Origin of the sequence: Bradyrhizobium sp. 172 (assembly GCF_023101065.1) — a bacterium.
Classification (GTDB): Bacteria; Pseudomonadota; Alphaproteobacteria; order Rhizobiales; family Xanthobacteraceae; genus Bradyrhizobium; species Bradyrhizobium canariense_D.
This window is the reverse complement of the sequence record NZ_CP064701.1, coordinates 3,000,392-3,015,032: the sequence shown is the minus strand read 5'-3', so window position 1 is coordinate 3,015,032 and position 14,641 is coordinate 3,000,392. Positions and strand designations below refer to the sequence as shown.

Annotated in this window: 17 protein-coding genes; 10 read left to right on the top strand and 7 right to left on the bottom strand. The window is 64.7% G+C overall.

The features are described from left to right. The first annotated feature begins 189 nt into the window (after nucleotides 1-189). Genes IVB07_RS14320 through IVB07_RS14310 form a run of 3 tightly spaced genes read left to right on the top strand, consistent with a single transcriptional unit; the run spans nucleotide 190 to nucleotide 4,316 of the window. A complete protein-coding gene (locus tag IVB07_RS14320) occupies nucleotides 190-3,000 on the top strand; it encodes a PAS domain S-box protein (RefSeq protein WP_085385070.1) in 2,811 nt (936 codons plus the stop codon). A gap of 58 nt (nucleotides 3,001-3,058) precedes the next feature. After that, nucleotides 3,059-4,054 (top strand): P1 family peptidase, encoded by a 996-nt coding sequence (locus tag IVB07_RS14315; protein WP_018455570.1) that lies wholly within the window; start codon nucleotides 3,059-3,061, stop codon nucleotides 4,052-4,054. Nucleotides 4,055-4,103: 49 nt separating this feature from the next. Further along, nucleotides 4,104-4,316, top strand: coding sequence for a KTSC domain-containing protein (locus IVB07_RS14310; RefSeq protein WP_085351054.1), 213 nt, complete (start codon nucleotides 4,104-4,106; stop codon nucleotides 4,314-4,316). A 12-nt stretch (nucleotides 4,317-4,328) separates the two neighbouring features. Here the strand turns inward: IVB07_RS14310 and IVB07_RS14305 are convergent, their stop codons facing one another. Further along, nucleotides 4,329-5,123, bottom strand: a complete 795-nt coding sequence (locus tag IVB07_RS14305) for an EF-hand domain-containing protein (RefSeq protein WP_247361913.1) — start codon at nucleotides 5,121-5,123, stop codon at nucleotides 4,329-4,331. A gap of 250 nt (nucleotides 5,124-5,373) precedes the next feature. Here IVB07_RS14305 and rpe point away from each other — a divergent pair, with 250 nt between their 5' ends. The 4 genes from rpe (at nucleotide 5,374) to IVB07_RS14285 (ending at nucleotide 6,759) form a co-directional block, all read left to right on the top strand. Beyond that, nucleotides 5,374-6,075 carry a ribulose-phosphate 3-epimerase gene (rpe, locus tag IVB07_RS14300; protein WP_247337352.1) on the top strand — a complete coding sequence of 234 codons (702 nt, stop codon included), beginning with the start codon at nucleotides 5,374-5,376 and terminating at the stop codon, nucleotides 6,073-6,075. Nucleotides 6,076-6,224: 149 nt separating this feature from the next. Next, nucleotides 6,225-6,365, top strand: coding sequence for a hypothetical protein (locus IVB07_RS14295; protein ID WP_162847284.1), 141 nt, complete (start codon nucleotides 6,225-6,227; stop codon nucleotides 6,363-6,365). 4 nt (nucleotides 6,366-6,369) lie between these two features. Further along, nucleotides 6,370-6,546 (top strand): hypothetical protein, encoded by a 177-nt coding sequence (locus tag IVB07_RS14290; protein WP_162847283.1) that lies wholly within the window; start codon nucleotides 6,370-6,372, stop codon nucleotides 6,544-6,546. Nucleotides 6,547-6,567: 21 nt separating this feature from the next. Next, nucleotides 6,568-6,759, top strand: a complete 192-nt coding sequence (locus tag IVB07_RS14285; protein WP_085351052.1) for a hypothetical protein — start codon at nucleotides 6,568-6,570, stop codon at nucleotides 6,757-6,759. 24 nt (nucleotides 6,760-6,783) lie between these two features. Here IVB07_RS14285 and IVB07_RS14280 read toward each other — a convergent pair whose 3' ends face one another. From IVB07_RS14280 to IVB07_RS14260, 5 genes are all read right to left on the bottom strand, one after another. Then, nucleotides 6,784-8,208 (bottom strand): bifunctional serine/threonine-protein kinase/universal stress protein, encoded by a 1,425-nt coding sequence (locus IVB07_RS14280; RefSeq protein ID WP_247337350.1) that lies wholly within the window; start codon nucleotides 8,206-8,208, stop codon nucleotides 6,784-6,786. Nucleotides 8,209-8,214: 6 nt separating this feature from the next. Then, nucleotides 8,215-8,955: a metallophosphoesterase family protein gene (locus IVB07_RS14275; protein WP_085351051.1), complete on the bottom strand. Its 741-nt coding sequence runs from the start codon at nucleotides 8,953-8,955 to the stop codon at nucleotides 8,215-8,217. Nucleotides 8,956-9,071: 116 nt separating this feature from the next. After that, nucleotides 9,072-9,677 carry a hypothetical protein gene (locus IVB07_RS14270; protein ID WP_018455562.1) on the bottom strand — a complete coding sequence of 202 codons (606 nt, stop codon included), beginning with the start codon at nucleotides 9,675-9,677 and terminating at the stop codon, nucleotides 9,072-9,074. Further along, nucleotides 9,670-10,356: a hypothetical protein gene (locus IVB07_RS14265; protein WP_085351050.1), complete on the bottom strand. Its 687-nt coding sequence runs from the start codon at nucleotides 10,354-10,356 to the stop codon at nucleotides 9,670-9,672. The genes IVB07_RS14270 and IVB07_RS14265 overlap by 8 nt, the downstream gene beginning before the upstream one ends. After that, nucleotides 10,353-11,123 carry a MotA/TolQ/ExbB proton channel family protein gene (locus IVB07_RS14260; protein ID WP_085351049.1) on the bottom strand — a complete coding sequence of 257 codons (771 nt, stop codon included), beginning with the start codon at nucleotides 11,121-11,123 and terminating at the stop codon, nucleotides 10,353-10,355. Before IVB07_RS14260 ends, IVB07_RS14265 begins: the two co-directional genes overlap by 4 nt. A 179-nt stretch (nucleotides 11,124-11,302) precedes the next feature. Here IVB07_RS14260 and IVB07_RS14255 point away from each other — a divergent pair, with 179 nt between their 5' ends. From IVB07_RS14255 to IVB07_RS14245, 3 genes are all read left to right on the top strand, one after another. Further along, a complete protein-coding gene (locus tag IVB07_RS14255; protein WP_247361910.1) occupies nucleotides 11,303-12,673 on the top strand; it encodes a histidine kinase in 1,371 nt (456 codons plus the stop codon). 7 nt (nucleotides 12,674-12,680) lie between these two features. Then, nucleotides 12,681-13,331 (top strand): response regulator transcription factor, encoded by a 651-nt coding sequence (locus IVB07_RS14250; protein ID WP_085396093.1) that lies wholly within the window; start codon nucleotides 12,681-12,683, stop codon nucleotides 13,329-13,331. Nucleotides 13,332-13,474: 143 nt separating this feature from the next. Beyond that, nucleotides 13,475-13,777 carry a hypothetical protein gene (locus IVB07_RS14245; protein WP_247361907.1) on the top strand — a complete coding sequence of 101 codons (303 nt, stop codon included), beginning with the start codon at nucleotides 13,475-13,477 and terminating at the stop codon, nucleotides 13,775-13,777. Nucleotides 13,778-13,834: 57 nt separating this feature from the next. Here the strand turns inward: IVB07_RS14245 and IVB07_RS14240 are convergent, their stop codons facing one another. Next, a complete protein-coding gene (locus IVB07_RS14240) occupies nucleotides 13,835-14,419 on the bottom strand; it encodes a TetR family transcriptional regulator (protein ID WP_027518823.1) in 585 nt (194 codons plus the stop codon). Between the last annotated feature and the right edge of the window lie 222 nt (nucleotides 14,420-14,641).

Here is a 14,641-nt window from a genome sequence, read left to right as displayed (position 1 = left end):
CCCGCAGCTGCGGGAGAGCATTATTGCACCATCCAGTAAAGCGCATCTTACCCGATCCCCGGTGCGCGTTCCCCCCAAAATTAAGTAAACTGTAACCTTCGGTTGAGTCGCAGTGGGTTTTGTCATGATGCGTGCCCAGAACCCGCTAGCATGGGCAGAAATTGATTGGGCCAAATGAGATTGGCGAAGATGCTCAAAACCGATCTGCGCGAGCTGCACGTCTCTGCGACGACCGATCGAAGCACATTCCTTTCGACGTTGCCGGCTACCCCGAAGGACCGCACCGCAGCATTGGCGATCGTGGGCGTCTCGTCGATCCTGTTCGCAGTGGCCGTGCCCTTCGCGGGTATCTCGCTACTGCCCGTGCCAGCCTTCGTCGCCAGCTATCAATCCGCCCTTGTGGTCGCGGACATTGTCACCGCCGTCCTGCTGTTGTCGCAGTTTGCGGTGCTCAGGACCAGCGCGCTGCTCGTGCTCGCGACGGGCTATCTGTTCACAGCCGCCGCGGCCGTGGTCCATGCCCTCACCTTCCCCGGACTTTTTTCGCCGACCGGGCTGCTGGGGGCCAACCAGCAGACCACGGTCTGGCTCTACATGATCTGGCACGGCGGCTTTCCGCTCTGCGTGCTGGCCTACGCCTGGCTGAAGGAGGCCGACGGCGGCGCCCGGATCACGGGCTCGGCAAGCAAGGCGATCTACGCCAGCGTGGTCGGCGTCGTCACGATCATGATCGTCTTGACCTGGATCGTCACTGCGCAGCACGACCTGCTTCCGGTCCTGCTGCGCGATGGCGGCTACACGCAGATCATGATCGGCGTGGTGTCCTTTGTCTGGTCCTTGAGCTTCGCCGCGCTGGTCTCGCTGTGGTTCCGCCGTCCGCATTCGGTCATCGATGTCTGGCTCATGGTGGTGATGTGCGCATGGCTGTTCGACATCGCGCTGTCGGCGATCGTCAACGTGGCGCGCTTCGATCTCGGCTTCTACGCCGGTCGTGTCTACGGCCTCTGCGCGGCGACCTTCGTGCTCGCGGTGCTCCTGATCGAAAATGTCCGCCTTCAGGCGCATACGCTGGGTCTCGTCGGCAGGCTGCGCCAGCAGTCGGCATTGGATCGCGACTATTATGGCAAGCGCCTTGCCCTGTACGGCGCCGTCGTCGAATCCGCCAATGATGCCATCATCACGAAGACGCTCGACGGTGTCATCACGGGCTGGAACAAGGCCGCCGAACATCTGTTCGGCTATGCCGCCGCGGAGGCCATCGGGCAGCCGATCGACATCATCGTCCCGGAGGACCGCAAGGCCGAGGTCAGGGGTATCCTGAACCGGGTCGGCGGCAACGAAACGATCGCACAGCACGAGACGGTCCGGATCCGAAAGGACGGCCGGCGGGTCGACGTCGTCCTCAATGTTTCTCCGCTGAAATCAGCCAACGGACAGATCATCGGCGCTTCCAAGATCGCCCACGACATCACGGAAGAGAAGCAGGCACGAGAAAAACTGCGCCGCGAGGTCGAGGAGCGGCAGCGGATCTTCGAGACCTCACAGGACCTGATCCTGGTCACCGACGGTTTTGGCAATTTCATCCAGGTCAGCCCGAGCGTGAAGACCATTCTCGGCTTGAATCCGGAAGACATGATCGGGCACAGCGCCACCGAGTTCATTCATCCCGATGACCTCCAGAAGACGCGCGACGAGATGCGCGCGGCGCGGCGTGGCGCGGTCAAGCGCAGCTTCGAGGCGCGCTACTACCACTACGACGGTCACGAGGTCACGCTGAACTGGATGGGCACCTGGTCCGAGCCGGTCAAGCGCCATTTCTTCATCGGCCGCGACCTCACCGAGAAGCAGGCGGCCGAGGCGCAGTTCAGGCACGTCCAGAAGATGGATTCGATTGGTCAATTGACCGGCGGTGTCGCGCACGACTTCAACAATGTGCTGACCGTCATCACCGGCACGATCGGAATTTTGGCGGACGCGGTCGCTGACCGTCCCGAGCTCGCCGCCATCACCAAGCTGATCGACGACGCCGCCGAGCGCGGCGCGCAACTGACCAAGCATCTGCTCGCGTTCGCCCGCAAGCAGCCGCTCCAACCGCGCGAAATCGACGTCAACGCATTGACGCTCGAGGCCGCAAAGCTCCTGCATCCCACGCTCGGCGAGCAGATCACCATCATGCCGCAACTCACCGAGGATGCGTGGCCGGCACTGATCGACCCGGGTCAGCTTTCCACCGCGATCCTCAACCTCGCGCTGAACGCGCGCGATGCGATGCCCGACGGCGGAACGCTGGTGCTGGAGACGCGCAACATCTTCCTCGACGACGGCTATGCCAGCATGAATCCCGACGTGGTGGCCGGCAATTACGTCATGATCGCCGTCAGCGACACCGGCTCCGGAATCCCGCCGGAGTTGATGGACCGGGTGTTCGATCCCTTCTTCACCACGAAGGAGGTCGGCAAGGGCACCGGCCTCGGGCTCAGCATGGTGTTCGGCTTCGTCAAGCAGTCCGGCGGACACATCAAGATCTACAGCGAGGAAGGCCACGGCACGAGCGTGAAGATTTACCTGCCGCGCTCGAGCGGCGTGCAGGAGACCGAATTCGAGGCGCTGCAGAACGCGCCCGTCACCGGCGGCCACGAGAAGATCCTGATCGTCGAGGACGACGCGCTGGTGCGCCAATATGTCGTGACCCAGATCAAGAGCCTCGGCTATACCGCCCTCGAAGCCGCCAACGCGGCCGAGGCCCTCGTCATCATCGACGCCGACAAGGACATCGACCTGCTATTCACGGACGTCATCATGCCCGGCAACATGAACGGCCGCCAGCTCGCCGACGAGGCGGCTCGCCGCCGCCCCGACCTGAAGACGCTGTTCACCTCGGGCTACACCGAGAACGCCATCGTCCACCACGGGCGGCTCGATTCCGGCGTGCTGCTGCTGGCAAAGCCCTACCGTAAGTCCGAGCTCGCCAAGATGCTGAGGACCGCGCTCGCGGGTTGAGCCTGCGGCATCCCTGCGATATCGCTGAAGCGAGCGCCTTTCAGCCTGCGGAGCCGCCTTGAAAAACCTTCTCACCGATATCGCCGGCGTCCGCGTCGGCCATGCCGAGGATGCGAAAATCGCCACTGGCACGACCGCGATCATCTTCGACGCCCCCGCGGTTGCGGCCATCGATGTTCGCGGCGGCGGACCCGGCACGCGCGAAGACGCGTTGCTCGACCTCGCCAGCACCGTCGATCGCGTTGACGCCATCGCGCTGTCCGGCGGCTCCGCCTTTGGAATCGACGCCGGCGGCGGCATCCAGGCCTGGCTCGCCGAACAAGGCCGCGGCTTGCGGATTCGCGAGGCGGTGATTCCGATCGTGCCTGGCGCAATCGTTTTCGACTTGCTCAACGGCGGCGACAAGGCCTGGGGACGCTTCGCGCCCTATCGCGACCTCGGCTACGCCGCAGCGTTGGCCGCCAGCGACGATTTCGCACTGGGCAGCGTCGGCGCCGGCCTCGGTGCCACCACCGCGACCTTCAAGGGTGGACTGGGGTCGGCCTCCGCGGTCCTGGCCAATGGTATCAAGGTCGCCGCGATCATGGTCGTCAACGCGGTCGGCAGCACAACCGTTGGCGAAGGGCCTTGGTTCTGGGCTGCGCCCTTCGAGGAGAACGGCGAGTTCGGCGGGCGCGGCCTGCCGTCCACGTTCACACCGGACATGCTGGCGATGCGCATCAAGGGCGGACCCGCCGCGAACGCGCGCGAGAACACCACGATCGGCGTCGTTGTCACCGATGCCACGCTGACCAAACCCCAGGCCAAGCGGCTTGCGATGATCGCGCATACCGGGTTCGCCCGTGCGATCTATCCGGTGCATGCCCCGACCGACGGCGACGTGCTGTTCGCCGCCGCAACGGGCGAGAAGCCGATCGAGCCGCTGGTCGGCCTTACCGAGCTCGGAACGATCGCCGCCAACGTGGTCGCACGCGCCATCGCTCGCGGCGTCTACAATGCGACGGCCCTGCCCTTTGCCGGCGCAATGCCGGCGTGGAAGGACCGGTTCGGATAGAAACGAAACGGCTGACACGGCGTTACCCTGGCCGACAAGGTGCACCGCCATGCCGTCTTCCGTGATCCGCTTTTTCCGCTACGCCCCCGATAGGCGCGAGCTGACGGTGACTTTCGTCAGCGGACGCGTCTATGTCTACGCGGACGTTCCGCCCGAGGTCGCCGCCGCGCTCAAGAATGTGCGCTCAAAGGGTACGTTCTTCAACCGCGAAATCCGTGATCGGTATGTCTATCGTGACATCACGCACGAATATGCAGGCTAGCCGTGAGCAAGGTTACACGCTCATCGACATCGATGAACCGACAGTCGCTGAGGCGCCTTGTCCCTGCCCGCCCTGCCGCTGCATCAACTGCGCGAACAGATCGTACGCCGAATTACGGGAGCTGGAGGCGCCCGGGACCGTCGTCGACATCTTGAAGCCGTCGGCATAGGTGACAGTGGTGGTGGTCGAACCGTCGGCGCCGGTCGTCGAGGTCGAGGTCGAGCCGCCGCTGGACCGCGAGGAGGAACCCGAACCGCTGCCGGAGGCATCGCCCGCGCCTTGCGCGTGATGGTGACCGTGATGGCCGCCCTTCAGCGCCTTCGACATCTCGTCGAGGCTGACGCTGCCGTCGGTATTCGAATCCAGCTTCGAGAAAACGTCGTCGGCCTGCGCGAGATTGGTGCCGCCGGCGCCGAGCGCATTCTCGAATTCCGACTTGGTGATCTTGCCGTCGCCGTCCCCATCGATCTGCGAGAACAGATCCTTCAAGGCGGCGTCGCGGCGCGTCGAGGAGGAGGACGTCGAACTCGACGAGGTCGAGCTGGCGGCGCTGCCGGTGCTGTCCGAGGATTGGCTCTGCGCAGCGAACAGCGCGTTCATCGTCTCCGGCGAGATCTGCGGGGTCTTGCCCGCATTGACCGACGAGGCCGCGCCGGTCGTGCTGTTGCTGCCGCTCTCGATCGCGAACGGATTGGTCGCGGGCTTTTGCGAGGATCCCGTCTTCTGCGTCGACGAGGACGATTTCGAATTCGTCAGCGACTGGATCGCGTCGAGTGCGCTCGATACGGCCCCAAGAGCAAACAACATTGCACAACTCCAACCGATGCGGCATGCCGCGGCCAATGTTCTGTTCAGGTGAAGTCAGCAAGCGCCGTGCCAGCGCAAAAAGCTCAATGAAATCCGCTTTCACCGCACTTTGCACGGCCCGGAACACCGGCAATTCATGCCGGTCGCGGCAGAAATTTCCGCCCACAGGAAGCACGCCGCCCCTGCATTGCCCGGCTGAGAGGCCCATGTTAGGCGAGTCCATCTTCCACGGCCGCCACGGGAAACCGCCATGACCCAAGCCTTCGCTCCCCGCCCCCTGGCAATCGCGCCCTCGATCCTGGCCTCGGATTTCTCCAGGCTCGGCGAGGAGGTGCGCGCCGTGGACGCCGCTGGAGCCGACTGGATCCATCTCGACGTCATGGACGGGCACTTCGTTCCCAACATCTCGTATGGCCCCGACGTCATTAAGGCGATGCGCCCGCACACCAAGAAGATCTTCGACGCGCATCTGATGATCTCGCCCTGTGACCCCTATCTCGAGGCCTTCGCGAAAGCCGGCTGCGACCACATCACCGTGCATGCCGAGGCCGGTCCCCATCTGCACCGCTCGCTTCAGGCGATCCGCGCACTCGGCAAGAAGGCCGGCGTTTCGCTCAATCCGGGCACGTCGATCAGTGCGCTCGAATACGTCCTGGACCTGGTCGACCTCGTGCTGGTGATGTCGGTCAATCCCGGCTTCGGCGGCCAGGCCTTCATCCCCTCCGCGATCGGCAAGATCCGCGACATCCGCGCCATGACAGCGGGCCGGCCGATCGATATCGAGGTCGATGGCGGCGTCGGGCCCGACGTCGCAGGTCCCCTGGCTGCGGCCGGGGCCAACGCCTTCGTCGCCGGCACGTCCGTGTTCAGGGGCGGCACGCAGGATGCCTATAAGACCAACATCGCCGCAATCCGCAACGCCGCCGCGGGTGCACGCGGCGAGGCGATCTGAGGGCCCGCTCGACTCCGCAGACGTGCGGCCTCTACGGGTGTTGCGGCGCGTAATGCCTAAATTTGCAACTTGATCCGTACTCCTCCGGGCTTCCCTGATTCGCGCAAATCACCGCAAGTGATTCTTGCCTGTTTTCGCGGGAGCACATCATGACGACGACCCTGGTCTGGACTGGCGTGGCGTTGTGGCTTGGTTTTTGTGCGTTTGTTGTGTTTGGTCCATCGGCCGGACCGGTGAAGGTCTCGGTACGCTCGGCCCGCATCGCTCGTCGCGACTGGTATCGGGCCTGACCCCATGCAGATCGCGCTCGTGAAACGTCAGCCGAAGCGCCGGTGCCGCATCCCGCGGCGCCCACATCCTGACCTCGATTTTTTCTTCGGTCGGCTCGAACGCACCGAAGGCGAGATGCGCGACGACACCGGGCCCGAGATGGACCTGGATCACCCGCTCCGGTCACCGCGCCGGCATTGAATTCTTTTCTGGACCAAGCTCATGAAGCCGCATTGCCCGAACTGCCTCAAGGAAATGACCAAGGCATCCGCGTCGCGTAACCTGTTCAACTGCGAGCCGTGCCGCGAGATCATCCAGTTCTTCGGCGGCAGCGCGGATCACTGCGAGCCCGGCCCGCAATTCTCCTGGCCGATCCGTCGCAAGCGCTCCGTCCACACCGCTCACGCGGCCTGAGCCTCCAGGATCCAGAGCGCGGCCCTATCCGGCCTCCTCGCCCGCATCCGCAGCCATTCGCGGCGGCCGTACCACGGTGACGGTGCAGGCCGCTTCCGAGGCCACCTTGGCCGAGACGCTGCCGAGCAGCGTGCGCCTGAACGAGCCCTGCCGCGCGCCGATGATGACGTGGTCGACGTGGTTGACCTCGCAAAACTCCAGGATGGCCGCCGCGGGATCGACGGCTTCCAGCACGTGAGCCGAGAGCCGGCTCTCATCGAGCTTGAGCGGCGTGGCCCAGTGTCTGAGCGCCACCAACCGGTCGATATGCTTGTTGGAGCCCTGCTCATCCAGCGTCCTGTCAATCGCGATGCGGTTGAGCCTCAGCACGTTGAGACAGGCGAGCCGCGCCGACGGCAGCGTGGCGAGAATACGCTCGGTGGTGACGCGCAACGCTTCGTTCAGCTCGGGGGCGCCTTCCACCGTGTCGAGCGCGACCGCGAGGATCGGGCTTGATGCGATCTGGGCTGCGACATCCGATTTCGCGCGCGGCTGCATGACGCCCTGGTTGAAGCGGCGCCGCCAAGCGAAGCTTAACGGGTCGCGCTTCATCCGCTCCGAGCGTGTGGTGAGCCTGATCTGGTCCGGATGGGTCAGATCGAAGGCGAGCTGCGACGCCGTCGGATAGCGCCGCACCGGCTCGATCTCGAGGCACCGCAGCACCACCTCCTGGAGCCAGGGCGGATAATCAGCGCGCAAGCCGCGCGGCGGGTGCGGATCGCGCCAAAGCCGGCGCCGCATCGCACGCAGTGTCTCGCCCTCGCCGAACGGCCGCTCGCCGGTCGTGAAGAAATAGAGCAGCACGCCCAGCGAGAACAGATCGCTGCGCGGATCGTCGCGCACCCCTGACAACCGTTCTGGCGCCATATAGGGCGCGGTGCCGTAAGGCAGGCGGAATTCCTCCTGCAACAGGTCCGGCAGATGGTTGTGATGCGACAGGCCATAGTCGATCAACACCGCCTCGCCGCTCTCGCGGAACATGATGCTGCTCGGCTTGATGTCGTGATGGATCACGTTCTGCCGGTGCAAATCAGCAAGCCCCGTTGCGATCCTGGCGACGAGCTGCCGCGCCTCGTCATACGGCAGCGGCAGGTCGGGCAACCGCTTGTAGAGCGTGGTCCCGGAGATGCGCTCGATCACGACATAGGCCTGGTGGGCGAAATCGCCGGTGCCGAAACAGGAGGGCACGTGCGGACCCGCAAGCCGCGGCAGGATCATCATCTCCATCTCGAAGGAGACGATCGCCGCGGGGTCCTCGCCCTCCGACACCCGCGGAATTTTCATCAGCAGCGGCACGTCGAGGCCGGGACGGGTGACGGTCCACAGCGTCGCCATTCCGCCGGCATGGACGCATTCGCCAATCGTGTAGCCGTCGATCTCTGCGCCCGATTTGACGAGGGGTTTCGGCATCGGCCTCTAACGCCCCTGCGACAGTCGGTCGGCGAGCCAATGCGGCAGGCCGTTCTCGCGGATCCGGTTCGCGGCCGTCTCGACGTCGTAGGGCGCGCGGCAATAGGTGATCTGGCACGAGACCGTGTCGAACAGCGCGAAAGCCGCGGATGGATCGCCATCGCGCGGCTGGCCGACCGAGCCGAGCACCGCAAGCCATTGCCGGCCACGCAGCAGCGGTACGGAGACGTCAGTCTTGGGCACGAGTCCCGACATCTTCGCCGTCACCGACATCGAATAGATCGCCGGGCGGTGGATGTGGCCGCAGAACGTGACATGAGCCGGCGTCGCGATCAGGCTCTTGGCTGCGTCGGCGGTCGATCGGACATAGTGCCAGCTTCGGGGGCTGGAGGCTTCCGAATGCACGAACAGGCGATCGCCGTCCTCCACCAGCATCGGCAATTCCGCCAGGAACCGCCGCTGCGCGGTGTCGAGCCGGCCGCGGGTCCATTCGATCGCGATTTGCGCCTCGGCATTCATGGTCTCGGCCGAGGAATTCACCGCCTGGTCATGATTGCCGCGCACGGCGACGGCGCCTTGGACAACCAGCTCCATCGCGGTATCCACCACCCATTCCGGATCGGCGCCATAGCCGACGAAGTCGCCAAGCAGGATGAAGCGCTCGGCGCCACGCGCCCGCGCGACTTTCAGGCACGCCTCGAACGCCTGCCGGTTGCCGTGGATATCCGAGAAGACAGCGAGAAGCACGCACCCTCCACCCTCGAACCTTATTGGGAGCCGATAAGGCTAAATTGAGGGAGGTCAAGAACATGCGCCAGCGGCGCGCGGTTTGCCAGCACTGCCCTGTCGCGATGGTGAAGAGCCTATTGCTCGTCCTTCGGCGGCATCCGGGGCGGCGGCAACGGCGTGAACACGGCGCCCTGCGCGCCGGCCGGTGGTGCCAGGAATTCGCCGGTCGAGGAATCGCCTCCGCTCGTCTCCATGATGGTCTTGGGCGTCACATATTCCCGGACCATGTCGATGAGGCTGCCATCGCCGCCGCCGAAATCGGCGGCCCGGCCGCCTTGCGGATGTCCCAGCGCGATCTCGTTCTCCGCCGCATGGGTCTTGTCGGCCAGCCTGTCATTGTAGGGCACACGAAAGGCGCGCGGGATGCCACTCGGCCGATTGTCCTCGTCGAGCTGCTCGACCCAGAGATAGATCGAGCCGGGATCGCCCTCCAGCGAATGCGGCTCGACGATGCGGGCCTTCAGCAGCTTGAACGAGGCCGGCAGCCGATCGGCGCTGGCCCAGCCGAGCAGCCCGCGCATCTCGGTGAAGCTGACGACATAGAACGCACTGGTCACGACCACCGCGACCGCCTTGAACGACCAATGCAGCCGCGCATAGACCAGAACGACCAGCAGCAGCGCACCGATGACGGCGTAGGCTATCGATAGCGTGAGGATGACCGTTGGCAGGCTAGTCACGGCGCACCCTCACAGCGTTCTTGCTCACGCCGGTGCTCGGGTCGAGATCGGCGCCGTTGCGCCAGCCGCTGCGAAAGGTCTCCAGCAGCGATTTCGGCCGCTGGTCCACATTGACGACTTTGCCTTCGGCGTCGAGCCGGAACCGCACCGCAGTCTTCTCGTCGCCGGTGTGATCGACCGTGAACTTGTTATCGAAGATCACCTGCGCCGTCGGATTGAGTTTTTGCACCTTCACATTGGCCGTCACAGGCTCGCCGGTCGTAGCCACGAAATGTGAGACATTGACGGTGTATTCGCCGGGAACGATGCCCCGCACCGTGACGATCTCCTCGCGGATCGGCGAGGCAATCTTTTTGCCGTTGACCATGATGAAGTCGTTGGCTCCGCCGCGATCGTCGCGGTCGAGCGTGAGGAAGCCGGCCTCGCGGTGGCGATACCAGGCGATATTGCCCACGGGATCCTGCACGAACAGGTCGAGATCGTCGGGATGGCTGTCGGGCCAGTCCAGCGTGATCATGAACTCGGCCTTGGAGTCGATCTTGCCGTCCTTGGCGTCCGGCGAGACCGCGAGCAGCGCGAGGAAGAACAGGAAAGCGATCACCTGGAGCGCCTTGAACAGCATCACGCCCAAGGGATCGAACGGCTCCTCGCGCGGATAGAGACCGAAATCATCCATCATGTCGCGATTCCAGCGCCCTTACGTTCCAGCACCGGCGTCACATAGGTCTCGGTCAGCACCACCGCATCCGAGAACACCTTCTGAGTCGCGGCATCCAGCATGTAATACTGGATGCGGACCAGGATCGAACCGACGAGGCCCGCCAGCGTCGTGTACATCGCGACCGCCATGCCGTCGCTCATTAGTCCCATCGAGGATCGCATCGCGACCTTGTCGGCGGCATCCAGTCCCGCGATCGGCGCCAGCATGATGATGAAGCCGACGATGGTGCCGAGCAGGCCGAGCTTCATCAGCGTATCCGAGACGAAGGCCCCGAAGCCGTTGGAGCCGCGCAGCCGGTCGGCGAGCGTTCGCAGCAATAGCGTCTGGTCGACGGGGCGGTAGTCCTGCGCCGCGGCCTTGGTCACGAGGCTCTCAATGTGGTCCCGCACCAGCCCGCGCGGCAGCGCGGCAGCGCCGACGTCGAGCGCCCTGCCGCCCTCGGGGGCCGCAAGCACCGCGCGGCAGCGCCTCGCCGCCGCGCCCTCGCGGGCAATGGCCCGCGTGCGCAGGAAGCAGTGACCGCAGGTGAGGACATAGAGCAGCGCGATCACGCTGGAAATGTAGGTCCGATCTGAGGTCAGCATCAAGCGGATCAGGCCGAACCGCCACAGCAGCACGACGGCGAAGATCGAAAGCCCGGTGAAGATCATCCAGAACAGGAGCGCACTGCGCTCGGATGGGTCGGCAGCAGGCCCCGCGATCGGCCCAATCGTCATCGAACTCATGCTGCACCGCTCCTGGCCGTGAATTCCGCCCATTAGATCAAAGCCGCCGCGCCCGGTCCAAAGAGCCATGCCCAATCCAGCATGGGAAATTTGCCCGAGCTACCATCTTGCCGTGCCTCGCAATTGGCAAGGCGCGGCGGCGTTGTTAGGCTGACCTTAGCAAACTTTGGGGTGATCGCATGCGCCTTGTGCTTCAGCTTGTCGCCCGTCTGTTTCTCATCGTCGCGCTCTGCCTTGGGGCGGCGACGATCTGGGCCACGTTCGACGCCTATCGCAGCGTCGACCGGGCAACTGCGGCCTCGGCGCAGCGGGTCGCCCAGGCGCTTCAGGCCCTGTATTGGCACGAATTCCTGTTGCGTAGCAGCAGAACACGCGAGCAGCTTCTGCCGGTTCCGGAGTGGCGCACGCTGGAGACGATGAAGCTGATCTCGCCCGGCGTCTGCGTCGAATTCCAACCGGCCATCGCATTCGAAAAGCCGCTCTGCGGCCAGAGCGAGGGGCTGGGCAAGACGCCGCCGCGCTGGTTCGCGTCGATCGTGCCGACCTTCCTCGGCAGCCATGCCGAAGTGATACGGCCCGTCAGTCCCCGCGCGGCGACCGCCGGAACGGTGGTCGCGACGCCGGATGAAACGGCCGCCATTTCGCTCGCCTGGGAGTACATCCTCAACGTGATCGACGTCGCGCTTTTGATGGCGGCGGCGATCGCGCTGCTGGCCTCGCTCGCGATCGCGCATGCGCTGGCGCCGGCGCGCACGATCGTCACGGCCTTGCAGCGCATGGCCCGCGGCCATTATCGCACGAAACTGCCGCGCTTCCGCTCGATGGAGCTGGCGATGATCGGCAGCGCCGTCGGCGAGCTCGGCGGCCGGCTGGAGGAGGCGACCGAACAGCGCGCGGCGCTGACGCGGCGCCTGATCGAGATCCGCGACGACGAACGCCGCGCGCTCGCCCGCGAGCTGCACGACGAGTTCGGACAAAATCTCTCGGCCATCCTCGCCTTCGCCAACACCATCGAAACGGCGAGCACGAAGGCAGATAAGCGCGACGACATCGTGCAGGACGCGCGGATGATCTCGCAGGCCACGCATCATCTGATGGCCTCGCTGCGCGACGCGCTGAAGCGCCTGCGCAATCCTCTGCCCGCCGAGCTTGGGCTGGAGGCGAGCCTCGTGAATTTGGTGGATAGCTGGCGCTCGCAGAGCTCGGCGCGGCCGACGATCCAGCTCGATCTCAAGGGCGACCTCACCGACATCAGCGGCCCGGCCGCTATCACGGCCTATCGCGTCGCGCAGGAATGCCTAACCAACGCGTTGCGCCACGGCGCGGCACGCGAGATTTCGCTCAGCGTGGAACGGCGCGCGGGCGACGACGATGCATTGCTGATCCGTGTCGACGACGATGGCGGCGGCGACGCGGCACGCGTCAAGCAGTCGGCCGGCTTCGGCCTCACCGGCATCTGCGAGCGCGTCGCAGCGGCCGGTGGATCATTCTCGATCCTGCCCGCCCGAGGCGGACTCAGCGTCGCCGCCACCATCCCGCTCGCCGCATGAGGCCGGCATGAACGAGATTACGGCAACGGGCATTTCCGTGCTGCTGGTCGACGACCATCCGATCGTGCGGCAAGGCTATCGGCGCGTGCTGGAAAGCCAGGGTGATCTGCATGTCGTGGCGGAAGCCGACAACGCTGCGGATGCCTACAGCGCCTTCAAGGCGCGCGATCCTGATGTCGTCGTGCTTGATATCTCGATGCCCGGCGCGAGCGGACTGGAAGCCATCCGCAACATCCGCGCGCGCAGTCCGCGGGCGCGCATCCTCGTCTTTACCATGCACAACGAAGCCGTTCTGGTGAAGGCAGCCTTCAGTGCCGGCGCCAGCGGCTTCGTCACCAAGAGTAGCGAGCCGTCCGCAGTCGTGTCCGCGATCCGCAGCGTTGCCCGCGGCGAGCGCGCCATGAGCGACGACATCGCGCACATCTTGGCCGAGGACAGTCTGTCGGCGGGCTCGGCGCTGGATCAATTGGGAGAACGCGAGATCGAGATCCTGCGCCAGTTCGCCGGCGGTGCCACGACCGAACAGATCGCTGCGCATCTCAATCTCAGCGTCAAGACGGTGCAGAACTATCACTATCTGATCAAGACCAAGACCGGCGCGCGCACGGATGCGCAGCTGGTGCGGCTGGCAGCCAATTGTGGACTGACGAAGATCTAGATGTTTGCCCCTCCCTGAAGGCAGGCGCACGGAGCCATCCTCCGCATGCGGGCGTCTCCCAGGTATATTTCGACCGCCTTGCGATGCGGATTGGAACGGAGGCCATCGAACTCCAGTTAGTACCGCAGTGAAGGAGTTCCGCCATGAGTAAGGCTATCCGCGAAGCTACCTATCCCGCGCTCATCACTGTCGGCGAGCTCATCGATGAACTCTGCCGCTTGCCAGACACAGCAACCATTCGATTCCACTGCCCCATGCTCGAACAGGAGCTTGCATTCTACAGGCTTCGAAAGCGGGCGAAGGACCTCGTCGAAATTGAAGTCAATGCGTATCCGGAAAGCCCGCCGGTCGTGCCATTGGCGGATACCGCTCTTCGTGCGCGGAAAAAGTCCCACCATCCGCGTTCGCTCCGCGATGGTGCCCTCGCCCACAAGGTCGAGGGATAAAAGCGCCGCCCATGCGGGCGATCGAACGGCTTTGGAACAGCGCGTGGAGTATTCGGCCTACGCCTTCAGCCCGCGCAATACCAGCGCCAGCGTCGCATCGACACGCGCCGAGAGATCGGCATCCTTCCACTCGTCGGCATGGGCCGGATGGTGAAAGCGGACTGTGGCATCGAAGATCGCACGCGCGGTGGTCTTGACGTCATCGACGGCGAACACGCCCTGCGTCACACCGTCGGACAGGATTGCCGCGATCTGGTCGATCATGGTGTCCTTGTGACATTTGACGGCCGCGCAGGCTTCGCGCGCCAGGGTCAGATAAGTGTCGAACATCTCGGGGTCGTCGAGCACACGCGAACGCTTGGCGGCGAACAGGGTGCGCAGCCAGCGGTCGAGCCGCGCCGGAGCCGGGCCCTGCTCTTCGGCGAGCTGGCGTAAGGGCGCGTCAATGCGGTCCAGCCAGCGTTTTGCGACGGCCTCGCGCAGCGAAGCCTTGCTCGGGAAATGGCGATAGACGCTGCCATGGCTCACATCGAGCGCACGGGCAACGTCGACCACGGTGGCTTTGGCCAGTCCGTAACGCCGCAGCACGTCCTCGGTGACTTCGAGGATCCGCTCCGGCGTCAAGATAACGGCTTCGTTCATGCCAGCACCATGTTCCCGTTGAGGGCTCAGTTACCCGGCGACAGAGCTGCTTCCGAAGCGCCCGTGCCGGTCGTTTCGGAAAGCTCTCGCCTTAATGAGGCAGTTTTGCAGCCTGCGCCGCGATCTGGCGCGCCACCAGTAAATTGAGCCAGTGCCCAATCGTCCCGGTCAAATTGATGATTTCGGTCGTCATTGTCGTAAGTCTCCAATCAATTGGCGGTC